The sequence below is a fragment of the Novosphingobium sp. 63-713 genome (genome assembly GCF_001898925.1).
Classification (GTDB): Bacteria; Pseudomonadota; Alphaproteobacteria; order Sphingomonadales; family Sphingomonadaceae; genus Novosphingobium.
The window spans coordinates 631,871-654,464 of the sequence record NZ_MKVS01000026.1; the positions used below are offsets into that span (position 1 = coordinate 631,871).

Annotated in this window: 22 protein-coding genes; 6 read left to right on the forward strand and 16 right to left on the reverse strand. The window is 64.0% G+C overall.

The annotated features are described in order from the left end of the window. Positions 1-8: 8 nt before the first annotated feature. From BGP00_RS13840 to BGP00_RS13885, 10 genes are all read right to left on the reverse strand, one after another. Positions 9-1,064 (reverse strand): phosphotransferase family protein, encoded by a 1,056-nt coding sequence (locus tag BGP00_RS13840; RefSeq protein ID WP_292693753.1) that lies wholly within the window; start codon positions 1,062-1,064, stop codon positions 9-11. Beyond that, positions 1,054-2,238: an acyl-CoA dehydrogenase gene (locus tag BGP00_RS13845; protein ID WP_292693756.1), complete on the reverse strand. Its 1,185-nt coding sequence runs from the start codon at positions 2,236-2,238 to the stop codon at positions 1,054-1,056. The genes BGP00_RS13840 and BGP00_RS13845 overlap by 11 nt, the downstream gene beginning before the upstream one ends. 5 nt (positions 2,239-2,243) lie before the next feature. After that, positions 2,244-2,780, reverse strand: coding sequence for a VOC family protein (locus BGP00_RS13850; RefSeq protein WP_292693758.1), 537 nt, complete (start codon positions 2,778-2,780; stop codon positions 2,244-2,246). A gap of 13 nt (positions 2,781-2,793) precedes the next feature. After that, positions 2,794-4,200: a dihydrolipoamide acetyltransferase family protein gene (locus tag BGP00_RS13855; protein ID WP_292693822.1), complete on the reverse strand. Its 1,407-nt coding sequence runs from the start codon at positions 4,198-4,200 to the stop codon at positions 2,794-2,796. 11 nt (positions 4,201-4,211) lie between these two features. Next, positions 4,212-5,225, reverse strand: coding sequence for a pyruvate dehydrogenase complex E1 component subunit beta (locus BGP00_RS13860; RefSeq protein WP_168605822.1), 1,014 nt, complete (start codon positions 5,223-5,225; stop codon positions 4,212-4,214). A gap of 16 nt (positions 5,226-5,241) precedes the next feature. Continuing rightward, positions 5,242-6,225 (reverse strand): thiamine pyrophosphate-dependent dehydrogenase E1 component subunit alpha, encoded by a 984-nt coding sequence (locus tag BGP00_RS13865; RefSeq protein WP_168605823.1) that lies wholly within the window; start codon positions 6,223-6,225, stop codon positions 5,242-5,244. A 37-nt stretch (positions 6,226-6,262) separates the two neighbouring features. Continuing rightward, complete coding sequence (locus tag BGP00_RS13870) at positions 6,263-7,471, reverse strand: acyl-CoA dehydrogenase family protein (protein WP_292693761.1); 1,209 nt, start codon at positions 7,469-7,471, stop codon at positions 6,263-6,265. Between the two features lie 7 nt (positions 7,472-7,478). Continuing rightward, complete coding sequence (locus tag BGP00_RS13875) at positions 7,479-8,636, reverse strand: thiolase family protein (RefSeq protein ID WP_292693763.1); 1,158 nt, start codon at positions 8,634-8,636, stop codon at positions 7,479-7,481. Beyond that, on the reverse strand, positions 8,633-8,983 hold the full coding sequence (locus BGP00_RS13880; RefSeq protein WP_292925760.1) for an OB-fold domain-containing protein: 351 nt from the start codon (positions 8,981-8,983) through the stop codon (positions 8,633-8,635). Before BGP00_RS13880 ends, BGP00_RS13875 begins: the two co-directional genes overlap by 4 nt. 243 nt (positions 8,984-9,226) lie before the next feature. Further along, a complete protein-coding gene (locus BGP00_RS13885; RefSeq protein ID WP_292693824.1) occupies positions 9,227-9,997 on the reverse strand; it encodes a helix-turn-helix domain-containing protein in 771 nt (256 codons plus the stop codon). A 115-nt stretch (positions 9,998-10,112) separates the two neighbouring features. On the opposite strand from BGP00_RS13885, the gene BGP00_RS13890 reads away from it, so the two are divergent. Beyond that, positions 10,113-11,180 (forward strand): acyl-CoA dehydrogenase family protein, encoded by a 1,068-nt coding sequence (locus tag BGP00_RS13890; RefSeq protein ID WP_292693766.1) that lies wholly within the window; start codon positions 10,113-10,115, stop codon positions 11,178-11,180. A gap of 39 nt (positions 11,181-11,219) precedes the next feature. Here the strand turns inward: BGP00_RS13890 and BGP00_RS13895 are convergent, their stop codons facing one another. Further along, positions 11,220-12,002, reverse strand: coding sequence for a ThuA domain-containing protein (locus tag BGP00_RS13895; protein ID WP_292693768.1), 783 nt, complete (start codon positions 12,000-12,002; stop codon positions 11,220-11,222). After that, a complete protein-coding gene (locus BGP00_RS13900) occupies positions 11,999-13,450 on the reverse strand; it encodes an aromatic ring-hydroxylating dioxygenase subunit alpha (RefSeq protein WP_292693771.1) in 1,452 nt (483 codons plus the stop codon). Before BGP00_RS13900 ends, BGP00_RS13895 begins: the two co-directional genes overlap by 4 nt. A gap of 170 nt (positions 13,451-13,620) precedes the next feature. Between BGP00_RS13900 and BGP00_RS13905 the strand changes: the two genes are divergently transcribed. From BGP00_RS13905 to BGP00_RS13915, 3 genes are read left to right on the forward strand one after another with little or no spacing between them, the layout of a single operon-like run. Continuing rightward, positions 13,621-14,400, forward strand: a complete 780-nt coding sequence (locus BGP00_RS13905) for an SDR family oxidoreductase (RefSeq protein WP_292693774.1) — start codon at positions 13,621-13,623, stop codon at positions 14,398-14,400. 2 nt (positions 14,401-14,402) lie between these two features. Further along, positions 14,403-15,206, forward strand: coding sequence for a glucose 1-dehydrogenase (locus BGP00_RS13910; protein WP_292693776.1), 804 nt, complete (start codon positions 14,403-14,405; stop codon positions 15,204-15,206). An 11-nt stretch (positions 15,207-15,217) separates the two neighbouring features. After that, a complete protein-coding gene (locus tag BGP00_RS13915; protein WP_292693779.1) occupies positions 15,218-15,994 on the forward strand; it encodes an SDR family oxidoreductase in 777 nt (258 codons plus the stop codon). 42 nt (positions 15,995-16,036) lie between these two features. Here the strand turns inward: BGP00_RS13915 and BGP00_RS13920 are convergent, their stop codons facing one another. Genes BGP00_RS13920 through BGP00_RS13930 form a run of 3 tightly spaced genes read right to left on the reverse strand, consistent with a single transcriptional unit; the run spans position 16,037 to position 19,027 of the window. Beyond that, positions 16,037-16,468 (reverse strand): nuclear transport factor 2 family protein, encoded by a 432-nt coding sequence (locus BGP00_RS13920; RefSeq protein ID WP_292693782.1) that lies wholly within the window; start codon positions 16,466-16,468, stop codon positions 16,037-16,039. After that, positions 16,465-17,787 carry an aromatic ring-hydroxylating dioxygenase subunit alpha gene (locus BGP00_RS13925; protein ID WP_292693785.1) on the reverse strand — a complete coding sequence of 441 codons (1,323 nt, stop codon included), beginning with the start codon at positions 17,785-17,787 and terminating at the stop codon, positions 16,465-16,467. The genes BGP00_RS13920 and BGP00_RS13925 overlap by 4 nt, the downstream gene beginning before the upstream one ends. 46 nt (positions 17,788-17,833) lie before the next feature. Further along, on the reverse strand, positions 17,834-19,027 hold the full coding sequence (locus BGP00_RS13930) for an SRPBCC family protein (RefSeq protein WP_292693788.1): 1,194 nt from the start codon (positions 19,025-19,027) through the stop codon (positions 17,834-17,836). Positions 19,028-19,236: 209 nt separating this feature from the next. On the opposite strand from BGP00_RS13930, the gene BGP00_RS13935 reads away from it, so the two are divergent. Then, positions 19,237-20,832 carry an AMP-binding protein gene (locus BGP00_RS13935; RefSeq protein ID WP_366522370.1) on the forward strand — a complete coding sequence of 532 codons (1,596 nt, stop codon included), beginning with the start codon at positions 19,237-19,239 and terminating at the stop codon, positions 20,830-20,832. 22 nt (positions 20,833-20,854) lie between these two features. Here the strand turns inward: BGP00_RS13935 and BGP00_RS13940 are convergent, their stop codons facing one another. Continuing rightward, the gene (locus BGP00_RS13940; RefSeq protein ID WP_292693793.1) at positions 20,855-21,658 is read right to left on the reverse strand and encodes an SDR family oxidoreductase; all 804 of its coding nucleotides are present in this window, start codon (positions 21,656-21,658) and stop codon (positions 20,855-20,857) included. A gap of 151 nt (positions 21,659-21,809) precedes the next feature. Between BGP00_RS13940 and BGP00_RS13945 the strand changes: the two genes are divergently transcribed. Next, positions 21,810-22,571, forward strand: coding sequence for an SDR family oxidoreductase (locus tag BGP00_RS13945; RefSeq protein ID WP_292693796.1), 762 nt, complete (start codon positions 21,810-21,812; stop codon positions 22,569-22,571). The last annotated feature ends 23 nt before the right edge of the window (positions 22,572-22,594 follow it).

Below are 22,594 nucleotides of genomic sequence, written 5' to 3' on the forward strand. Positions count from 1 at the left end.
GCAGCTTCCTATATAAAGGAGTGGGCGAGCCGCGCCAGCCTTGGAAAAGCCTGCGCCCTTTGGGCGGCCTGCGCATTGCTGGCATTGCCGCGCAGCACGCGGCCCTTGATGCCATGAAAAATCGCGGCCAGACGGAAGTAGTTGAAGGCCAGATAGAAATTCCAATTCTCGATGCCGCTGCGCCCGGTGCGCCGGCAATAGGCGGCGATGTAATCCTCAAGGCTGGGCAGGCCCAGCGCCACCGGATCGGCCCCGCCCAGCCCGGCGACAATGTCGGGCGGCATCGAATAGACCATCGCGTGATAGGCAAAATCGGCCAAAGGATGGCCCAGCGTTGAAAGCTCCCAATCCAGCACCGCCAGAATGCGCGGCTCGGTGGGGTGAAAGATGGCATTGTCGATGCGGAAATCACCGTGGACGATGCTGGTTTCATCGCCATCGGGAATGGCGCCGGGCAGCCATGCCACCAATTCGTCCATCACCGGATCGCGCCCGGCCAGCTCGTCGGCCAGATATTGCTCGCTCCACCGTTTGATCTGGCGGGCGAAATAATTGCCGGGGCGCCCGTAATCGCCAAGCCCCACCGCGCCGTAATCCACCGCATGCAGCGCGGCGATGACGCGATTGGTCTCATCATAACAGGCCGCCCGCTGGGCCATCGGCAAATCGGCAAGGCTCGCGTCCCAGAACACCCGGCCCTCGACCATGTCCATGATGTAGAACGCACTGCCGATGATGCTGTCATCCTCGCACACGGCATGGATGCGCGCGACCGGCACATCGCTGCCCGCCAGCGCCTGCTGGACCCGCGCCTCACGCAATACATCATGCGCGCCTTTGAGCACCGGCCCGGCGGGCTTGCGCCGCAGCACATAGCGCGCGCCGGCCGTGGTCAGCCGATAGGTCGGGTTCGATTGCCCGCCCTTGAACTGCTCCACCGTGACCGGCCCGGCAAATCCGTCGAGATGGGCGTCAAGCCAGCCCTCCAGCGCGCCCACATCGAACAGGGTCCGCATCGCGCCCACCCCGCTGTTGGCGGCGGCCATATCGGCCTCATCCGCCATGGGCATGTTTCCACTCGCGCTTGATCTTCTTGGCAAGGCTCCATTTGTGAACCTCGGTGGGGCCGTCATAGATGCGGAAAGCGCGCACCTCGCGGAAGATCTGTTCAACGATGGTGCGGTCGGTCACGCCCGTCCCGCCCATCACCTGAACGCAGCGGTCCGCAATCCGCATCAGCGCCTCGGATACGGCCACCTTGGCCATGCTGCTTTCCACCGTGCCAAGGCTGCCGGTGTCCAGCACCCCCGCGCACCAGTCGATCATCAATTCGGCCTGTTTGAGGTCAATCATGTTTTCGGCCAGCATGAAGCCGACGCCCTCGTGGTCGATCAACTGTTTGCCAAAGGCCATGCGGCGGTTGGCATAATCGCCGGCGATCTCCTGCGCCCGGATGCAGCCCCCCAGCCAGCGCATACAGTGCGAGAGCCGGGCAGGGGACAGGCGCACCTGCGCATATTTGAACCCATCGCCCGCGTTGCCCAGCAATTGATCGGCCGGTACGCGCAGATTGTCGATGGTCACATCGGCATGGCTGCCGGGCATCGAGGTGTCGATGGTGTTGGGCACATCATCAATGCGGATCGCCGGATCGGGCAGATCGACCAGGAACATGCAGGCGCCGCCCTTGCTGTCCTCCTCCTCGGATTTGGCCATGACGATGCCGACGCTGGCCCCCTGCGCCCCGGTGATAAAGCGCTTCTTGCCGTTGATGACCCAATGGTTGCCGTCGCGCCGACAGGTGGTGATCATCATCGAAGGGTCAGACCCGGCCCCGCCCAGTTCGGCCGGTTCGGTCATGAAAAAGGCCGAACGCGCCCGCCCCTCGACCAGCGGCGTCAGGAAGCGCGCCTTCAGATCGGCATTGGCGACATGGCCGATCAGATACATATTGCCCTCATCAGGCGCCATCGTGTTGCAGGCCAGAGGCCCCAGCGGCGACAGGCCCGATGCGATCAGCACCACCGCCGTTTCGCGCTGGGTCAAATGCGTCCCATCGGGCAGGATATGCGGCGTCAGCACCCCGGCGGCGCGGGCCAGATCGCGCATTTTATAGACCAGTTCGTCCAGCGGCGCCCCATGATGGTCGCGTCGCGGGTCGGTTTCAAAAGGGATGATGCGGGTACGGACGAAATCCTCAACCCTGGCGGCGATGGCGGCGGCGCGCGGGGTCACCATGATCTTCAACCCAGCCTGCGCAGCGGTTCGCTGCCGTCCCAGTCGCGTGCGGCCTCGCGCATCATCGCGAACAATTCCGCCCCGCCTTCCATCAGCTTGACATATTCGATGACATTGCCCGGCCCGCCGCCCGCATCGGCATAGATGACCGCGGCGCTTTCGCCCACCTTGCCCTCGATCAGGATGGTCGCGCCCGCCTCTTTCAACGCCGCGCGGGCCGCATCGATGTCCTCCACCGCCACACAGACATGGTGCAGCCGGTCCTTGACCGCATAGTCGCCGGTATAGATCGAGGGGGCGTCATTTTCCGCGCGGATCAGCTCGATCTGCATATCGCCCCAATAGCCCCAGGCGGCCGAGATCACCGCATCGGTGGGCTGGCCCAGATAGGTCATCTCGGCGATCCGGATATTCTCCATGATGAAGAAGGGACCGGCCCCCACCACCTCGGTCCAATGGCGCAGGGCGTCGTCAAAATCGGATGGCAGATAGGCCATCTGAAAAATCGGGCCGATATCGGTCAGCGGGCCACGCTTGGCCATGGTCATGGTCCTTTCAGGCAAACAGGGCTTCGGGCGCTTCGATCAGCCCCTTGAGCGTTGCGAGGAATTGGGCCGCCGCCGCGCCGTCAATGGCGCGATGATCGACCGAGAGCGTCAGGGCGAGGCGGGTTTCAAACCCCGCGCTGCCGTCGGGTCTTTCGCACACCGCGCGCGCTGCCGCGCCCACGGCGAGGATCGCGGCCTGCGGCGGGTTGATGATGGCGGTAAATTCCTCCACCCCGAACATGCCAAGGTTCGAAATCGAGAAGGTCCCGCCCTCCATATCGCCCAGCGAGAGGCGCCCGGCCTTGGCCTTGTCGATCAAGGCGGCGGTGGCTTGCGCAATCTGGGCCACGCTCTGGCGGTCGGCCTGACGGACGACGGGCGTGACAAGGCCGTTGGGGCTGGCGACCGCCATGGCGATATCGGCATGGGCAAAGCGGTGGATGGTTGCGCCATGCACCTGCACATTGACATCAGGGTGGCGGGCCAGCGCGATGGCGGTGGCGCGCACCAGATAGTCATTGATCGAGGCCCGCGCCCCCAGCACCAGATTGGCCGTTTTGCGCAGGGCCAGCAGTTCATCAAGCCGCGCGCTGGAGCGCAGATAGAAATGCGGGATCTCCTGCTTGGCCTGGGTCAGGCGCTGGGCCACCACCTTGCGCACCCGGTCAAACGGGACGATGGCGGGCGGGTTGGGCACGGGGGCAAAAGCCGCGCCCTGCATGGGCGCAGGCGTGGCCACCAGCGCCAGCACATCGGCCTTGGAAATGCGCCCGCGCGGCCCGGTGCCCTTGACGCCGGACAGGTCGATCCCGTGCTGGGCCGCGATCCGGCGGGCCAAAGGCGAGGCAAAGGCCTTGCCTTCCTCGGCCAGCGCCAGCGTGCCGACCAGCACCGGGCGGGCGGGCGCGTTCAAGGCCTGCTGGACGTCCTGCAAGGTGATGCGGCCATGGCGGCCCGAACCCTCGATCGGCTCGATGTCCAGCCCGCTGGCCTCGGCCAGCTTGAGCGCTTCGGGGCTGATGGCGCGGTTGGTCTGGATCGGGCGCGGGGCGGGGGCGGGCGCAGGGGCGGGCGCCGCATCCTCGCGCGCTCCGGCGTTGGGGTTGGTCGGCGCATTGGCGGGGCGGAAGGCGGCGATGAAGGCGTCGATTTCCTCGGCGCTGGTCCCGGCCTGCGCGGTCACGGCCAGCAGCGTGCCGACCGGCTGCGCCTCGGCGCCTGCAGGCACCAGCACACGGGCCAGCACCGCGTCATATTCGGCTTCGACCTCATTGGTGATCTTGGCGGTCTCGATCAGGCACAGCAATTGCCCCTTGGCGAACGTGTCACCCTCGGCCACTTTCCAGTCGGCCAACGTGCCTTCGGTCATTTCGATGCCCCACTTGGGCATGCAGAACGGGCGGATGTCCGGCATCATCGCCTCCCTTATCGCCATGCCAGCACGCGGCGCACCGCCGCCTCGATCTTGTCGACCGAGGGCAGATAGGCGCTTTCCAATTCGCGGGCGAAAGGAATGGGCGTGTGCGGCGGGGTGACCTGCAGCGGCGGGGCCTTGAGGCTGGAAAACGCCTTTTCAGCCACCAGCGCGCAAAGATCGGCGCCCAGCCCGCAGCGCGGCGGGGCTTCATCGACCACCACCACCCGGCCCGTCACCTCGACACTGTCGAGAATGGTCTCTTCATCGAGCGGACTTGTGGTGCGCAGGTCAATCACATCGCAGCCAATGCCTTCGCCTTTCAGCTTGTCGGCCACCGCCTCGCACATGCCCAGCAAAAGGCCCGAAGAAATGATCGTGACATCGCCCCCGGCGCGCGACAGGCGCGCATGGCCAAAGGGGATCATGAAATCGCGATCATCGGGCACTTCGCCGGTGGTGGCGTAAAGCGCTTTGTGCTCAAGAAAAATCACCGGATCATCGTCGCGGATCGCGGTGCGCAGCAGGCCCTTCACATCGGCGGGCGTGGTGGGCATCACCACCTTCAGCCCCGGCATGCCCGTCAGGATCTGATGCACCGATTGGCTGTGCTGGGCTGCGGCATTGTATCCCGCGCCATAGGCCATGCGGATCACCGCCGGGCAGCGCGTCTTGCCGCCGAACATATAGCGGAACTTGGCAATCTGGTTCCAGATCTGGTCGAGCGAGACACCGATGAAATCGGCAAACATCAATTCGGCAATCGGCCTCTTGCCCGACAGGGCCAGCCCCGCCGCCGCGCCGACAATCGCGCTTTCCGAAATCGGCGTGTCGATCACACGGGTTGCGCCAAAGCGGTCATACAGCCCGGTCGAGGTTGACCAGATGCCGCCAATGGCCTCCGGTCCGCCCTCGGTCCCCATGCCGCCCACCACATCTTCGCCCAGCACCACCACATTGGGGTCGCGCTCCATTTCTTCCATGATGGTGGAGAGGACGGCGGCGCGGTACATCATATTGCTCATCAAACTTCTCCCGCGCTTAATAGGCGATATAGACGTCGGCCAGAACGTCTTCGGGTGTTGGCCTTGCGGCGGCGCGGGCGGCGGCCACGGCCCCTTCGATGGCGGCCATCACATCATCGTCCACCGCGTCCAGATCGGCGTCCGAGAGCAGGCCAGCGCCTTTTACCGAGGCGCGGAACCGGGTGAGGCAATCGCGCGTGGCCCGGATACGGTCCAGCTCGCCGGGGCCGCGATAGCGCTGGGGGTCGCCCTCGAAATGGCCGAAAAAGCGCTCGGTGTCGAATTCGACCGCCGCCGGGCCATGGCCCGCGCGCACATAATCCAGCACCTCGCGCATTGTGTCATGGACGGCAAAGAAATCGGTGCCGTCCGCGCGCCATGCCTTCATGCCGAAGGCTTCGGCGCGACTGGCGATGTCCTGATTGGTGCCCACCGCATAGGATACGCCGGTGTGTTCGGAATAGTGATTGTTTTCGAACACAAAAATGCACGGTGCCTTGGTCACGGCGGCAAGGTTCATCGCCTCGAAGGTCGTGCCCTGATTGCAGGCCCCGTCGCCGGAAAAGGCGATGGCGATTTTCAGGCCGTCCGGCCCCGGTCCATCGACCCGCGAGGCCAGCGCCGCCCCGACCGCAATCGGCGCGCCCGCCCCCACAATGCCATTGGCCCCCAACATGCCCTTGGTCACATCGGCAATGTGCATCGACCCGCCCTTGCCCTTGCAAAGGCCCTCGCGGCTGCCCCAGATTTCCTTCATCATGTCATTCACATCGCATCCCTTGGCCAGACAATGGCCATGGCCGCGATGGGTCGAAACGATCTTGTCGGCGGGCGAGAGATGTTCGCATACGCCCACCGCCACGGCCTCCTGGCCGCAATAAAGGTGGGTGAAACCGGCAATCTCGCCGGTCTGGATTTCGACATGCAGCCGCTCTTCAAATTCGCGGATGATCTTCATCTGGCGATAGGCGGCCAGCAGGGCTTCTCGGCTCAATTGCATTTCCGGCTCCCGGCGTTTTGTTGTTCTGTTCGGCAGGCTAGAGGTTAAGCACCGTCTTGGCGATGATGCTGGCCTGCACCTCGTTGGTGCCGCCAAAAATGGTCCATGCCCGGCTGTTGAGATAGCGGGCGGCGGCAACCTGGGTCTGGCGATTGTGGACGGGCGTCGGGGCGTCGGGGCCATAGAGCGGACGACGCATGTCCAGCTCCAGCCCCGCCAAGCCCAGCAGATCCATCGCCAGAAGGTCGATTTCCTGCCGCAGGTTTGACGCCAGCAGCTTGACCAGCGAGGTCTGCGGCCCCGGCGCCTGACCCTGCGCGATTTCGGACAGGATTTTCAGCTCGATCATCTCCAGCGATTCAACCCCCAGCCGCGCGCGCGCCACCCGGCGGCGCCAGTCGGCATTATGGGCCATCACGCCGCCCGCCCCATCGGGTTGATCGGCCGCATCGGTGCAAATCCGGCGCAGATCATAGGCCAGCTTGGGCGCGTGGCACGACCCGCCCCGCTCGTTTTCCAGCAGAAACTTGGCCAGCTTCCAGCCATCGCCTTCTTCGCCGACAAGGTCGGTAACGGGGACGACGACATCCTCCAGAAACACCTGATTGACCTCATGGTCGCCCGCCAGCGTCAGGATCGGGCGCACCGAAATCCCCGGCTGGTTCATGTCGACCAGCAGGAAGGAAATGCCGGTGCTTTTGTGCCCGCTGGCATCGGTGCGGGCCAGACAGAACATCCGGTTGGCCCAATGGGCATGCGTGGTCCAGATCTTGGACCCGTTGAGGATATACTTGTCGCCATCGCGCACCGCGCGGCATTGCAGGCTGGCCAGATCCGACCCGCTGGCCGGTTCCGAAAAGCCCTGACACCAATAATCCTCGCCCGACAGGATGCGGGGCAGATAATGGGCCTTTTGCTCGGCCGTGCCGAACGTATAGATGACCGGCGCCACCAGCTTCAGCCCCAGCACGGTCAGATTGGGCGCGCCCGCCTCGGCGCATTCCTTTTCAAAGATATAGCGCTGCACCGGGCTCCAGCCCGTGCCGCCATATTCCTTGGGCCATTGATAGGCCAGCCAACCCTGTTTGTGCAGAATGGCATTCCACGCCTGACCGATGTCGGGCTCGACAAAAACCGACGGGGTGGCCTCCGCGCCATCGCGGATTTGCGCCGTCAGATGCGCGGCCAGAAACGCGCGGACCTCTTCGCGGAAACGCAGTTCTTCGGGGGTGAGTTCAAGGTTCATGGCGGCTCTATGTGTGCAAAATGGTGACGGCCGAGACGCCGGGGGCGCCATAGACGTGGCTGTAGGCGGTGCGCGGGGCGCCGGGGACTTGTCGCCCCGCGCCAAGCCCTCGCAATTGGACGACATTTTCATAGACCTGCCGCAGGCCCGACGCGCCGATCGGTTCGCCGCAGGCAAGGCAGCCGCCGTCGGTGTTGACCGGCAGGGCGCCGCCGATCGCGGTGCGCCCCTCGGCGATCCATTGCTCCTGATCGCCATCGGCGCAAAAGCCGTTTTCGGCCATGTGCATGATTTCGGCGCCTGCCTCGGTGTCCTGCAATTGGGCCAGATCGATCTCGCCGGGGCCAATGCCTGCCTTTTCAAACGCGGCGGCGGCGGCAAGGCGGGTGGCGGTGTTGATCCCGCCGCCGATCTCGATGCTGGGGGCAAAGACCTCAAAGCTGGCCGGGGGGCGGGTGCGCATGGTGGCCGCGGCCAGATGGATCGGGCGGATGCCCAATTCGCGCGCCTTCTTCTCGCTGGCCAAAACCAGCGCCACCCCGCCTTCGCCCGGCGAGCAGAACATATATTTGGTGAAAGGGTCCGAGACCATCGGCGCGTTCAGGATGGTGTCGAGCGCCACCTCTTCGCGCCGCCAGGCATGGGGGGCATGCACCCCATTGGCAAAGGCCTTTTGCGCCACCAGCCCCAGCATCCGGCGGCTGATGCCATAGAGGTGCATATAGCGCATGATCTTGGCCGCGAAGAATTGCGTTGTGACCATATAGCCCGCCGCGCCATACCATTCGGGCAGGTTATATTCGGAGGGAAGGGCGTTGAAAGCGCCGCGCGGATGCTTGTCAAAGCCGACCGCCAGCCCCAGTTCAAATTCGCCCGAACGGATGGCCATTTGCGCGGAAAACAGCGCCGATCCGCCCGTGGCGCAGCCGTTCCTGACGTTGATGAACTGCATCCCGGTCAATCCGAGCCGGTCGACCATCGTGTCGGGATTGCCCGCCGCATCCGATCCGCCATAGGCAAATTGGACATCGCCCCACGCCACGCCCGCATCGGCCAGCGCGGCGCGTACCGCATGGGCGCCCTGATCCAGCCCCGACACACCATCGGTGCGGCCAAAGGGGTGGATGCCGATGCCGATGATGCAGACATTGGTGGCCGCGCTCATTGTGCGGCCTCCGGGCAAAAGGCGGGGAGCCAGAACGGGTCCTGCGCAGCCGGATCAAGCGCCACGCGGGTCAGCTCGACCGCCATGCCGATGCGGATCGCGTCCAGATCAACGCCCACCAGACGCGCCTCGACAATCACCGCGCCGGGCAATTCGACATAGGCCAGCGCCCATGGTTCAAAGGCCTCCGGCCCGGCATAGGGCGGGGTTTTGGGGCGAAACCGCTGGATCGTATAGGACCAGACTGTGCCGCGTGTGGGCAGGGCCACCGGATCGAACTCGGCGCCGGGCCCATCGCCGGGATAGGGAAAGGTCACGCGCCCGGTCTGCCGATGGCGTCCGCCCATCAGATGCAGCGGGGCATCAGGCATAAACAGGGGTGCGTCGGCTGACAGGGTGGCTCTCCTCTTGGTTTCCGTTGATTCCTTATGTCCGGATAAAGCGCCCCGATGCGCCCGCTGGCGACTCTTCAAAACGCTAGGCTGAGACAATTTTCAGGCCTGTTGGGCCGAGCCTCCATGGCGACACAGCCGGCGGCCCCAGCACCGATGCGGTGTGGGGCCAACAAGATTGCCAAGCCGGCGCCGCGATCATTTATGCAGCGAGATATAACCCAGTTGCGCCGCCTTGAAGACAGTCTGGCTGCGGTTGACGGCGTCCAGCTTGATCGAGGCATTGTGGATGTGGAAACGCACCGTGGCCCGGCTGCGGCCGATGATCATGCTGATTTCCAGATCGGTCTTGCCGATCGCGGCCCAGCGCAGGCATTCCACCTCGCGCTTGGACAGGCGCGATTTGGCGGGCAGCGCCTGAGCCAGCCCCATCGTGTTGACATAGCTGGCGATGAAGGTGCGGCCCAGCAGGCCGAAAATGTCGCCATAGCGTTCAAACATGTCGCCAAGATCGGTGATCGATTGGTCCAGCGGGTTGAACGACACCGCGCCGATCTGGCCAAAGGGCAGATGAACCGGGACGACAATGGCAGCCCTGGTCATGGCGCGCGCTTCAAAATTGCTCAGATCGATGCCGCTCAGATAGCGGTTGGCCTGCCTTGTGTGAAAGCCTTTTTCATTGAGCCAGAACGGCTCGCTTTCAAAGCGGCAGGCCGAGGTGATCGGCGAATCCAGCGCGATGCGCGGGTTGCGCCACCATGCCTTGTCGCTGGTCCAGCCAAACACGTCGCGGGCCAGCACATTGCCCTCGGTGTCAACAGGGGTGCGCTTGTCGGCAATGTTGTGAGCCGGGGCGACCTGCATCCCGCAATCCAGCGCGATGCGGTTGAGAGCCTCGGCTGCAAGGCGGATCTGGTCGGGCGATGCGATTCGCACGGCGTCAACCCATTCAAGGCTTGGGGCATCCATCTCCAGTACCATTTCGCTTTGCCTTCTTTTGTTCGGGCGTTGAGGCATCCTAGCCTTTTTCGCAGCGTTTTTGGCCTGTCGGTAGTGCTAGATTATTGTCCAAGGGAGCAAAACCGTGAATTTCAATCTCAGCGAAGAAGAGATGATGCTTGAGGCTCTGGCCGACCGCTTTGCGGCCGAGCGCTATGACATTGAGCGCCGCCGCGCCTATCAGGCGCAACCCCATGGTTTCAGTCAGGAAAACTGGGATATGCTGGCCGAATTCGGCTTGATGGCGGCGCCCGTTTCGACCGAACATGGCGGGCTGGGATTGACGGCGGGGGCGATGGTCACGCTGTTCATGGCGCTGGGCCGGGGGCTGGTGGTCGAGCCTTTGTGCGAAAGCGGGCTGGTGGGCGCGCGGCTGCTGCTGGCGGGGGCCGATGAGTCGCTGGCCGGGCCATGGGCCGAGGATCTCTGCGCCGGTCGCCGCCGCGTCGCGCTGGCCCATGCCGAGGCCGCGCGCACCGTGGCCACCACGGCCAGGGACATGCGCATCAGCGGCGAAAAGCATTGCGTGCCCGCCGCCATCGGCGCCGACGCCTTCATCGTCAGCGCCGCCGACAAGCAGGGGGTAGGGCTTTATCTGGTAGCGGCTGATGCGCCGGGCCTGTCGATCACGCCGTGGCGGATGATCGACGGCAGCGTTGCCGGATTGCTGCGCTTTGATGATGCGCCCGCCGGCCATCGGCTGAATGGCGGTCTTGAACTGCTCGATGCGATCATGCCTCTGGCGGATCTGGCCCGCGCGGCCGAGGCGGTGGGCGTGATGCAGCGCATCTTTGATGAATCGCTCGAATATCTGCGCACACGCAGCCAGTTCAACACCGCGCTGGGCCGGTTTCAGGCGATCCAGCACCGGATGGTCGCCCATTATGCCGCGCTGGAGCAGAGCAAGGCGCTGATCAATTCGGCGCTGGTGGCCGAGGGGCAGGATGGGTTTGCGCAGGCCGTCCACGGCGCGCGGGCCTTTATCAGCCAGGTTTCGGTCGAATTGGGCCATGACATGATCCAGTTCCACGGCGGCATGGGCGTGACCGACGAACTCTCGATTGGTCATGGCCACAAACGGCTGGTGCTGCTCTCGCGCTGGCCGGAAAGCCCGCTGGCCCAGCTTGACCGCTATGCGCAGGAGGCGGCCTGAAACAAAGGGCCGGTGAGGATGCTCACCGGCCCTTGGATTTTACGCGGCCAGCGGTTCTTTGAGCCAGCCCAGCCCCCGGCGCAGCAGATCATAAAACACCGGCAGATCCCACGCGCAGCGATCGACACTGGGCCACCAGTCGAGCATGGGTTGCAGGTCATAATGGCCCCGGCAATGGCCCAGCGTCAGATAAAGCACCGCGCCTCGGCCATGATCCTTGATATAAAATACCGGATGGCGCCCCGGCGCGCCATCGGCCTCGACAAAGCCCGTGCCCGGCTCGGTGCAGGCGGTGTCGAGCAGGACATGCAGATCGCCGTGGGTTTCGAGATGGTACAGCTCGTCGGTAGTCTCAAAAGGTTCGACCCCCGCGACCAACGGATGCCGGGGATCGGCCACCTCGACAAGGTAGGGGGCGATGGGCGGATGGCTGATGAACTGGCTGCCCAGCAGATCCATGAGCAGTGGCGCCCAGCGCGGCGCGTCCCACAGGCCTGCGTTTGGCCCATCGGAGAGAAGCCGCAGCACCGAATTGGTGCCGTGCAGCGCATACCACCGCCCGCCCCGCTCCAGCCAGCCTTTCAGCGCCTCCTGCGCCGCGAGAGACGGGGTGACGTCGCAAGTGTAGGTGATGAGGATGTCGGCCGCCTCGATGGCGGCGATGTTCTCATAATCCTCGAACACGCGGGTGCGGATGGCCGGATCCTCGCCCAGCAGCTTGAGCAGTTCAAGCCGGGCAAAGTCCATGTCATGCCACACACCGCCGCAGATCAGCACGCAATTGATGCGTCTGGGATGCGCCTCGCTGATGCCCTCGCTCATGCCTGCTTCCCGTCGCTGCCCTCGGGAATGTCCAGATAGCGGTCGAGCGTCTGCTGAAACTGGCGCAGGCGGATTTCCTGATAATTGCCCAGATTGACGATGCCGTTTTTCGAGGCATGCAGCCCTTCCTGCACAAAGGGCAGATTGTCCATATCCTGTTCGAACACATCGCCCAGAATGCCCAGTTCGGGCGCCTCGGTCCATTTCTGGTCCAGCCGCAGGAATTTCATCGGCACGCCGCGGGGATGCTTTTCGCCCTTCTTCACGCGCATCAGGATGCGGACCTCCATGATGCAGGTGTCGGGCGTTTTGCCGGGCCGCCAGCGATAGACGATGTTGGGCATGAACCCGCCCCAGGGCGCGAAATTGGGGAACACATTATAGACCAGCGCGTCGAGCAGTTCGGCGTCGGTGGCGTCCTCATGGTCATAGCCGGTCTGGGCGGTGTAGGCGGCGCGCATCTTGGCGCCCAGCGCCGCACGCGCGGTCATGCCCTCGGGGACAGAGACGTAATAGGGATCGCTGCCCCCTTCGTAATTGTCGCCGCTGCGGCCGTTATATTTGACAAATTCGTCCACGATCCACTGCTGGTTGTGGGCGGCGGGGTCAAGGTGGGGCGACATGATGCCAAAGGGCACCAGATTGACGTTCACATGATCGCCCCATGTCCAATAGGCGCTGTTGCAATCGCCGGTGAAGGGCAGAAGCTGGGGATGGGTGACGATGGTGTGCCATGCCTCCATAAAGGCCTCGGCGGTCACTTTCCAATTGGCGGGCACCTCTTTGCCCACCCACATGACGGTGGTGCATTCCTCGTGCCGCCAGCGCTTGAAATGTTCGGGCAGGGGGGCGAGGTATTCCTCAAGGGTCTGCCCGCCCGGCTCCTCGCGCAGGAAGATATAGCCGCCCCACTGGCCGACCTCGACCGGGGGCAGCGAGAGGTTGGCCTCCTCCAGATGGGCGAAATCCCATTTGCAGGGCATGTGGTTGAAACTGCCGTCCTTGTTCCAGGCAAAGCCGTGGAAGGGGCAGACGAAGCGGTCGGCATGGCCATCCTCGGTGCGCAATTTGCGCCCGCGATGCAGGCAGACATTATGCATGGCCCGCACAGAACCATCATCCTGACGAGAGATCAGGAAGGATCGACCCGCGTTTTCATAGACCACATAATCCCCCGCCTCGGGCAGGTCTTCCTCACGCGCGGCAAATTGCCAGACGCGGGGCCACATGCGCTCGCGCTCCAGCCTTGCAAAATCCTCGCTGGTATAGCGCGCGGCGGCCAAAGGCCTGCTGCCCCGGTTTTGGTAAGAAGGCGTGGTCAGTACATCGGGGGCGGGGCGCGAATCCTGCGCCATCAGTTCCAGCCAGCTGATGCCCTCGGACACCGGCAGGCCGCAGCTTTCCGGTGTGGGTTTGATAGGGGTGGTGGTGGGGTCACTGTCCGCCATGGTGGTTTGCCGTCCTGTCCTCTCGTGCCGGGTCGCGCGCGCCCGGCTGTTGTGCCGATCATGGTCTATTATGGCCAAAGGGGGCAAGTCACCTTGCCGAAAGCATAGGTTTCGCCCGCGCGTTAATCGGGCATGATGGGCCCAAGAGCATAATCCAAGGAGAGCGATCAGTGGCCAGCAGGCTGGAAGGAAAAGTTGCGCTTGTGACGGGCGGAACCAGCGGGATCGGCGCGGGCACGGTGCGGCGTCTGGCCGCCGAAGGGGCCAAAGTGGTCTTTACCGGATCGAAGGCGGACATTGGCGAGGCGCTGGCCGCGCAGGTCGGCGGATTGTTCGTCAGCCACCGTGTCGAGGATGCCGAGGCCTGGCCCGCGCTGATCGAGCGGGTGATCGAGGCCTATGGCCGGCTCGACATCGCCTTTGCCAATGCGGGCACCGAACAGGGCGACGCCAGCATCGAGGATGTGTCCATCGAGGCATGGAGCAGGCTGGTCGGCATCAACCAGACCGGGGTGATGCTGACCGTGCAGCATGCGATCCGCGCCATGGCCCGAAACGAGGGCGCGACCGGCTCGATCATCATCAATTCCAGCATGAATGCCGCAAGGCCGCTGGGCAATTATGTCACCTATTCGACCACCAAGGCGGCGGTGGTGGCGCTGGCCAAATCGGCGGCGGTCTATTGCGGGCAAAAGAAATATCGCATCCGCGTCAATGCCATTCTGCCCGGCGTGGTGGAAACCGACCTTATCCGCAACATCATGGAAAGCATGCCCGATCCGGCGGCGGTCCGCGCCATCTACGAAGGCATGGCCCCCCTGAACCGCATGGCGCGGGTCGAGGAAGTGGCCGGATTAGTGGCCTATCTGGCCAGCGACGAGGCGGCTTTTGTGTCGGGCGCGGAAATCACAATCGACGGCGCCACCACCGCCGGCATGATGGGAGTTTGACGATGGCAAGACTGGAAGGGCGGGTGGCGCTGGTCACCGGCGGTTTGCGGGGCATCGGCCTTGCGATTGCGACGCGGTTTGTCGAGGAGGGCGCGCAGGTTCTGATCGCCGATCTGGACGCGGCAGGGAGCGAGGCGGTGGGCGAGACCATCGCCGCTCTGGGCGAGAAGGCCGCCTATATCAGCGCCAATGTCACCGACGAGGCGTCGTGGCAGGGCATTGCCGACCATATGCGCGACACCTATGGCGCGGCGCATATTCTGGTCAACAATGCCGGGATCGACCTGACGGGCGCGGTGGAGACGCTGAGCCTTGAGGCGTGGCGGCGGATCATGGCGGTCAATGTCGACGGGGTGTTTCTGGGCACGCGGGCGCTGGTGCCGTTGATGGCGCAGAGCGGGGCCGGTGTCGCGGGCGGGGCCAGCATTATCAACATCAGCTCGATCATGGGGCTGGTCGGCTATTCCGAAGTCTCGGCCTATAATGCCAGCAAGGGCGCGGTGCGCCTGTTCACCAAGGGCATCGCCATCGAATTTGCCAGCAAGCGTATGCCGATCCGCGCCAATTCGCTCCACCCCGGCTTTGTCAAAACGCCGCTGCTCAACGCCGGATTCCAGCGCTGGGTGGACAAGGGTTTTGCTCAGAAGCCGGAGGACCTGGTGATCGCGATGGAGAAGGCAACACCCATCGGCCGCCTTGCCGAACCGTCCGAACTGGCCGGACCGGCCGCGTTTCTGGCCAGCGCGGACGCCAGCTATGTCACCGGGGCCGAACTGGTGGTCGATGGCGGCTGGACCGCGCAATAGGAGTTGGGTCGATGAGCATTTCGCTGAACAATGTGGTGGCGGTGGTCACCGGCGCGCGGGGCGGGATCGGGCGTGAGGTCGTGCGCGCGATGAAGGAGGCCGGGGCAACCGTCGTGGCCACCGACATGGTGGCGCCCGGCGATGTCGGGGCCGATCACGCGCTGGCCCATGATGTCACCCATGCGGGCGACTGGCAGGCGGTGGCCGATCTGGTGGCGCGCGAATATGGTCGCCTCGATGCTCTGGTCAATGTGGCCGCGATCAGCATCGTGGCCAGCATCGAGGAAACCCCGCTGGAGGAATGGCGCCGCATCCATCAGGTCAATGTCGAAAGCGTGATCGTGGGCGTGCAGACCCTGCTGCCCATGCTGAAAGAGGGCGGCAAGGCGCGGGCGAGCGGCGCCTCGATCGTCAATTTTTCCAGCGTGGGCGGGATCAAGGGCGCGCCGTTCAACGGGGCCTATTGCACCAGCAAGGCGGCTGTCAAAATGCTGTCCAAATGCATGGGCGCCGAATTTGCCGCGTTGGGCTATAACATCCGCGCCAACAGCGTCCATCCCGGCGGGATCGACACGCCGATGCTGCAATCCATCATGCAGCGCTATGTCGATCTGGGCGCGGTGCCTTCGATTGAGGCTTCGATGCAGGGCGTGGTGGCGGCCCATCCCATCGGGCGGCTGGGGCGCCCTGATGAAATGGCGGGCGGGGTGGTCTATCTCTGCTCGGACGCGGCCAGCTTTGTCACATGCAGCGAGTTTATGATGGATGGCGGTTATTGCATGAGCTGAAAGGAAAAGGCCCGGCGGGATGATCCTGCCGGGCCTTTTTGATCAACCTTGCGGTGTGACCACCGGAGGCAGGAGCATCGCCATGCCAAGCCGCGCGATCAGCCAGCCATCGCCCCGCCGCACCAGATCAAAGGCATAGCGCGCTTTGACCTCCAGCAGATTGCCATCCTTGCCGAGGCTGAAGGCATGGCCATAGGCCTGAATCTGCGCGGACCCGGCCGGGTCATAGGCCAACACCGACAGGTTGCTGATGAAATGGGCGTTTTGCGCCATGCCCGCAAAGGCATCGACAAAAAATCCGCGCACCCCCTCGCGCCCGGTGATCTCTCCCATGCCCAATGCCGAGAGGTCATAGACGCCATCGGGCGCAAAGAGCGCAGCCACGCCATCGGCATCGCCGATCCGGTCCACCGCCAGCGCATAGGCAGTAACCAGATCAGCAATGGCGAAGCGTTCTGAAGGTGGGCAGGTCATCGGCCCCCCTCGACATAATCGTTGAGCAATTCGTGAAACCGCTGGATGCGCTTTTCCTGCGCGGGCAGGAAGCAGCCCTTGAAGCCGCGCGAATTGAGGCCCTGTTGCTGGGTCGTGCCGATCGAAAGATCCTGATCGGCGACAAAGCCGAGGGAGACGCCATCGCCATATTTGCTGTGGCGCACCACCGCGTCATGGCGCAGAGGCACATTGCCGATGGGCGTGGCCACTTCCTTCATCCCCTTGATCGGCGGCATCAGCACCCAATGCTGGAAAATGCACTTTTCCGGGTCGGTGGGATGCGGTTCGGTGCGCAAAACCTGCAACTGTTCGGGCGACATGGTCAGCGTGAGGTTGGGGAACAGCGTGCAGTGGAAATAGTCCACCAATTGCTGGTCGGTCATATCGGCATACATCGTATAGCCGTGTTCCGGCCCCAGGCGGCGTTTCGCCTCGATCACGGCGGCGCGGATGTCGCCGGTGTGGCCGTTGTAATCGGCCGGGTCGATCCCCCATGCGCGGGCAATGTCATCCAGCGGCGCGGGCACTTCGGCACTGTGATAATCGACGCGGGTGGTGGCCTGATGGCCGATCATCCACATCGAATTATGCCCGCTCTCATACATCTCGAACAAGGTGGTGGGCAGGCCATCGTTGATAAAGGTCGCCAGTTCGGGATGGATGGTGGGCAGGTGATAACTCTCGTTGAAATTGTCGCGGATGATTTTCCAGTTGAAATCGGCATCGCACGAAAGTTTGAGCACCCGCACCCAATTGCCGAGGCCGTAATTGGCCAGACGGTCCTGCAGCGGCGCCATCCATTCGCGTAAGGGCGGGACATCATCGTCCATGCACCAGAACACGAAAGGCCCCCATGTCTCGCAGCGCAAAGATGAGAGATGGACCTTGCCGCAGGGGTTGCCATCGGGGAAATCATCTGGATCCTGCACCTTGGCCAGCACGCCGTCGGGGGTGAATTGCCACCCGTGATAGCCGCAGGTGATGCGCGGCATATGGCCCGCATCGCCCAGCACCAGCCGGTTGCCGCGATGCGGACAGGAGTTGTAGAAAGCGCGGATCGTATCATCGCCCTGGCGGACCATGATGACCGATTCCTTGCCGAAATCATGGCGGATAAAGTCGCCCTCTTCCTCCAGCTCGGCGAGCATGCCGCCAAGATGCCAGACCTTGGGCCAGAGATTGGCGTGTTCCTTCTTCATCCATTCGGGCGAGATATAACGGTCCGCCGTGATCGTGTCGCCGCGCACGGCCACATCGAATTCGGGCGAATAGCGCGATTTGTTGTCTTGCAGCGTCATGGGATGCTTTGTTCCGTTTGCTTGGCCGGGCGGTGAGGGGCGTGGTTCACATGACCGGTTCGGGCAGGGTCGGATCGTCCTGCAGATACCAGTTGAGCCATTCGTGGAAATATTGGTTGCCCCGCTCGTTGCGGCCAAAGGTCAGATTGTCATGGGCGCCGCTTTCCAGCCCTTTCTGGATCTCCATGCCGATGACGTAATCTTCCTGATAGGTCACATCGCGGAAGAAATTCATCATGCCTTCCACGCTTTCGCGGTCGGCATCATCGCGGATCGGGTCGCGGCGCAGATAATGCAGCACGGTGCGGTTTTTGTCCGGCGTCGGCCCGGGGAAAAGCTGGGCGACCTGGGTGATTTCGGGCGCAAGAAAGGCCGAGACATTGGGAAAGAGAATCCGCACGAAATCAAAGCCGTTGTTTTCCTGATCGCCCCATTGGTCGCGCGGAATGTCCTTCAGCGCCTCGGCAATGCGATGCTGGGGAAAGCCGATGCGCATCGAAGGGCCGAAACCTTCATAGAAGGTGCGATTGGAGGGCGTGCGCGGCTCGATGGTGTTGGGGTGCAGCGAGGCGAAGTGATAGCCTTCGAGATAGCCGTCAAAGGCGATCTTCCAATTGGCCCCCTCGATCACCCGGCTGCCCAGATAGGCCCAGTTGGCAAAATCAACCGCCTCGAAATCTTCCAGAAAGCCCTGAAAATAGCGATCGAGATCCATCGGTGCATTGGGCGTAAGGCAGACGAAGATCATGCCGCCCCGTTCCTCGCAAGGCAGCGCGCGCAGCGCCAGACCCGCCCTGTCCACATCGCCAAAGGTTGCGCTTTCCGACAGGCCGATCAGCTTGCCGTCCTGCGCATAGGTCCAGCCGTGATATTTGCAGGTGAAGCGCGCGCAATTGCCCCGCCCCTCGGCGGCCACCGGCGCCCCGCGATGCGAGCAGACGTTGAGAAAGGCGCGCACCTGCCCGCTCTTGTCGCGGCTGATCAGCACGGGCAGGCCCATGGCCTCCATCGCCTTGAAATCGCCTGGATGGGGCATTTCGGCGGTAAAGCCCAGCATCAGCGGCACGCGGCGAAAGATCAGCTCGATCTCCGCCTTCCACTGGTCGGGGTCGGTATAGCTGGCGGTGCGCACCCTGGCGGTCGTTTGGGCCTGATAGGTGGTTTTGTGTTCCACGTAATCCAGCATGATTTCCGCGACATCGCCAATGCGCTGGCGGCGGTCCACCTTATGGGTGCTCATCAATCCTCTCCTCCCTCAAACGGGGTTTTCGGCTGACAGACTGCCGCAGGCGCAAGGGACTGCCAAGCTGGGACAGGTGACAGGTTCCTCACTCTTTTGCCCTCACCCTTTTGCCAAGTGGACAGGGCCGCCACCCCGCCCCACAATGGGGCCGATAACGAGAGAGGTTCATGGGCAACTGCAACAAAACTCCCCGGCTCTGGCCAGAGGTGCCGGCCCCTCATCAGCGCGCCTTTGCCGCCGACGGCCTGTGGCCGGACCGCACGATTGCCGACCGCGCGCAGGACTGGGCGCAGAGCCGCAGCGATGATCTGTGCCTGATCGACCCGCAGGGCGCGATGACCATGGCCGAGGTCTGGGGCGAGGCGATGGCGCTGGCCTCGGCGCTGCGCGCGCGCGGGCTGGTGCGCGGCGATGTGGTGGCGTTCCAATTGCCCAACTGGCGCGAGGCGGCGGTGCTCAATCTGGCGGCGGCGCTTTCCGGGCTGGTGCTCAACCCCATCGTGCCGATCTATCGCGATGCCGAAATGCGCATCATGCTGGGCGATTGCGGGGCGCGGGCGATTTTTGTGCCGCATGTTTTCCGCAAGATCGACTATCTGGCCATGGCGCGCCGGGTTCAGGCCGATCTGCCCGAACTGACGCATATTTTCACCGTGCGGGGGCAGGGGGCCGATGATTATGGCGCCTTGATCGCGGCGGGGGCGGCCTTGCCTGCGGCCCGCGAGAGCGTTGACCCGCAAAGCATCAGCATGGTTTTGTACACATCGGGCACCACCGGGCGGCCCAAGGGCGTGCTGCACAGCCACGCCACGCTGGGCCGCATCATCGAACAAAGCGCGGCCTATTGGGGGTTGGGGCGGGGCGATGCGGTGTTGATGCCCTCGCCCGTGACGCATGTTTCGGGCTATGCCAACGGTCTGGCCATGCCCTTTGTGGCGGGCACGCAGACGGTGCTGATGGAAAGCTGGAATGCCGAGGAGGCCCTTGCCCTGATCCATCGGCATCAGGTGGTGGGGACCGTGGCGGCGACGCCCTTTCTGGTCGAATTGGCCCATGCGGCGCTGGCGGCGGGCGATGGTCTGCCCTCCTTGCGCTTCTTTGCCTGCGGCGGAGCGGCGGTGGCGCCCGAAGTCATCGCCAAGGCGCGCAAGGCCTTTGCCCATTGCGCCCCCTTTCGCGTTTTCGGCAGCTCCGAAGTGCCGCTGGTCACCTTTGGCTGGCCCGATGCCCCCGAACTGGCGGCGGCGACCGATGGGCGCATCGTCGATTATCAGGTGCGGATCGTCGATGAGGCGGGCCACGATCTGCCCGACGGGCAGGAGGGCGAGATTCTGGCGCGGGGTCCGGCGATGATGGTGGGCTATGCCGATCCGGCCCAGACCGCCGAGGCCCTTGACGATCAAGGATATTTTCGCACCGGTGATCTGGGGCGGCGCGATGCGCGCGGCGGTTTGACCATCACCGGGCGCAAGAAGGACCTGATTATCCGGGGCGGCGAAAACATTTCCGCCACCGAGATCGAGCAGGTCCTGCTGACCCATCCTGCCGTGGCCGATTGCGCGGTGGTGGCCATGCCCCATCCGCGTCTGGGCGAGGGGGTCTGCGCCTTTGTGGTGGGGCAAGGCGCGGGGCAGGCGGCAGATCTGGCCGCCCATGTGGCGCAGAGCGGGCTGGCCAAACAGAAGATTCCCGAACGCTTTGAATGGGTCGAGAGCCTGCCCCGCACCGCTTCGGGCAAGATCCGCAAGGACCGCCTGCGCGCCGACATTGCCGAGCGCATAAAAGCTGAGGCCGGGGGCTGAAAAGAGCCCCCGGCGTTCGGCCTTATCCCCCCGTGGCGGCGGCGATCGCGGCGCCCATTTCCTCGCGTGTGGGGTTGCGGCGCAGGGTCAGGCCGCCGTTCACCTGAAGGTTCTCTCCGGTCATAAAGCATTCGTCGCTGGCCAGAAACACGGCGGCGGCGGCAATATCATCGCTGGTGCCGATCCGGCCCAGCGGATAGCCCGCGACAAAACAGTCGAACAGGCCCGGCACCGTTTTGGCATCGGCCGTCATCGGCGTTTCGGTCAGGCCCGGCGAAATCGAATTGGCGCGTATCCCCTCGGCGCCAAATTCATGGGCGACACAGCGGATGACGTGGTCGGTCCCCGCCTTGGTGCCCATATAGGCGGCGTGATCGTTGAGCATGATCGTGGCGGTGGCGCTGCTGATCTGGATGATCGATCCGCCCCGGCCGCCCATGCTGCGGGCCATCTTGCGGATCATCGCCTGAAAGAACTGATATGGCCCGATATATTGCAGATCGGTCATCGCATCCAATTCTTCGCGCGTGGTGTCGAGGAACGGCTTGAGCAGGCCCCAGCCGGTGGCGTTGACGGCAATGTCCACGCCCCCCATCGCCGCCACGGCCGCATCGGCCATCGCGGCCAGACTCTGCGCGCTGGTGATGTCGCAAGCAGCCCAGTGGCAGGCGTTGGCCTCGGCAAATTCGGCCAGCACGCTTTCCTTGCGGCCCGCCACGGTGACCTGGGCGCCTTCGTCCAGAAATCGGCGGGCGATATGCTGCCCCATGTTGCCCTTGTTGCCCGCGCCCAGAACGATGGCGCGCTTGCCAGTCAATCGGCCCATAATACCCTCTCGTTTTATCGTGCTTGCCCCTTGCTATCACACCGGCCCGCCTGCCATTCCTCTCCAAAAGGCGAGTGGCCGCGGCGGGAGGGGATGCGCAAGGTCATCCCATCACCGGCGCTGGTGTGGCGCGGCAAAGAGGATGTGCAAAATGGATCTGGGACTGAAGGGCAAAAAGGTCATTCTGACCGGGGGCAGCCGGGGCATCGGCCGCGCCAGCGTCGAATTGTTCGCCGCCGAGGGGGGCGATGTCGCCTTCTGTTCGCGCAACCCCGATCAGGTGGCCGAAACGGTGGCGGCTCTTGAAAAGCATGGCGGCAAGGTGTTCGGCTCGGCCTTTGACATGGAGGCGGGTCATGATGCCTATCGCGCGTGGCTGGCAGGTGCGGCCGAGGCGCTGGGGGGCTGCGACATCTTTGTGCCGATGATTTCGACCAGCGGCGCGGGCGCGACCGGCGATTGGCAAAAGGGCCTTGATTACGACATCATGGGCGCGGTCATCGGGGTCGAGGTGCTCGAAGACCATCTGGCCGCATCGGGCGCGGGCAGCATTGTCATCACCGCCAGCACGGCGGGGCTGGAAACCTTTATCGTGCCGCAGGGGTATAATGCGCTCAAAGGGGCATTGATCGTCTATGCCGGACAGCTCAGTCAGGCGCTGGGGCCAAAGGGCATCCGGGTGAATGCCGTTTCGCCCGGCCCGATCAAATTCCCCGGCGGCAATTGGGAGGCGATCGAAGGGGCGATGCCCGAACTTTACGAGGCCACCCAGGCGCAATTCGCGCTCGGCCGCTGGGGCGGGCCGGAAGACGTGGCGCGCACCGTGGTCTTTCTGGCCAGCGACGCCTCGTCCTATACCACGGGCACCAACATCGTGGTCGATGGCGGCTATACCAAACGGGTGCAGTTCTGAGCGGGCCAGTTTGACAGAGGGCG

What these genes read in the sequence shown, in the direction of transcription:
- BGP00_RS13915 (WP_292693779.1), top strand. Translation starts at nt 15,218, where the DNA reads ATGAGCATTTCGCTGAACAATGTGGTGGCGGTGGTCACCGGCGCGCGG.
- BGP00_RS13920 (WP_292693782.1), bottom strand. Translation starts at nt 16,468, where the DNA reads ATGACCTGCCCACCTTCAGAACGCTTCGCCATTGCTGATCTGGTTACT.
- BGP00_RS13930 (WP_292693788.1), bottom strand. Translation starts at nt 19,027, where the DNA reads ATGAGCACCCATAAGGTGGACCGCCGCCAGCGCATTGGCGATGTCGCG.
- BGP00_RS13910 (WP_292693776.1), top strand. Translation starts at nt 14,403, where the DNA reads ATGGCAAGACTGGAAGGGCGGGTGGCGCTGGTCACCGGCGGTTTGCGG.
- BGP00_RS13855 (WP_292693822.1), bottom strand. Translation starts at nt 4,200, where the DNA reads ATGCCGGACATCCGCCCGTTCTGCATGCCCAAGTGGGGCATCGAAATG.
- BGP00_RS13845 (WP_292693756.1), bottom strand. Translation starts at nt 2,238, where the DNA reads ATGGTGACCCCGCGCGCCGCCGCCATCGCCGCCAGGGTTGAGGATTTC.
- BGP00_RS13900 (WP_292693771.1), bottom strand. Translation starts at nt 13,450, where the DNA reads ATGGCGGACAGTGACCCCACCACCACCCCTATCAAACCCACACCGGAA.
- BGP00_RS13885 (WP_292693824.1), bottom strand. Translation starts at nt 9,997, where the DNA reads ATGGATGCCCCAAGCCTTGAATGGGTTGACGCCGTGCGAATCGCATCG.
- BGP00_RS13850 (WP_292693758.1), bottom strand. Translation starts at nt 2,780, where the DNA reads ATGGCCAAGCGTGGCCCGCTGACCGATATCGGCCCGATTTTTCAGATG.
- BGP00_RS13925 (WP_292693785.1), bottom strand. Translation starts at nt 17,787, where the DNA reads ATGACGCTGCAAGACAACAAATCGCGCTATTCGCCCGAATTCGATGTG.
- BGP00_RS13860 (WP_168605822.1), bottom strand. Translation starts at nt 5,225, where the DNA reads ATGAGCAATATGATGTACCGCGCCGCCGTCCTCTCCACCATCATGGAA.
- BGP00_RS13880 (WP_292925760.1), bottom strand. Translation starts at nt 8,983, where the DNA reads ATGGGCGGACGCCATCGGCAGACCGGGCGCGTGACCTTTCCCTATCCC.
- BGP00_RS13940 (WP_292693793.1), bottom strand. Translation starts at nt 21,658, where the DNA reads ATGGGCCGATTGACTGGCAAGCGCGCCATCGTTCTGGGCGCGGGCAAC.
- BGP00_RS13865 (WP_168605823.1), bottom strand. Translation starts at nt 6,225, where the DNA reads ATGCAATTGAGCCGAGAAGCCCTGCTGGCCGCCTATCGCCAGATGAAG.
- BGP00_RS13945 (WP_292693796.1), top strand. Translation starts at nt 21,810, where the DNA reads ATGGATCTGGGACTGAAGGGCAAAAAGGTCATTCTGACCGGGGGCAGC.
- BGP00_RS13840 (WP_292693753.1), bottom strand. Translation starts at nt 1,064, where the DNA reads ATGGCGGATGAGGCCGATATGGCCGCCGCCAACAGCGGGGTGGGCGCG.
- BGP00_RS13875 (WP_292693763.1), bottom strand. Translation starts at nt 8,636, where the DNA reads ATGAGCGCGGCCACCAATGTCTGCATCATCGGCATCGGCATCCACCCC.
- BGP00_RS13870 (WP_292693761.1), bottom strand. Translation starts at nt 7,471, where the DNA reads ATGAACCTTGAACTCACCCCCGAAGAACTGCGTTTCCGCGAAGAGGTC.
- BGP00_RS13895 (WP_292693768.1), bottom strand. Translation starts at nt 12,002, where the DNA reads ATGAGCGAGGGCATCAGCGAGGCGCATCCCAGACGCATCAATTGCGTG.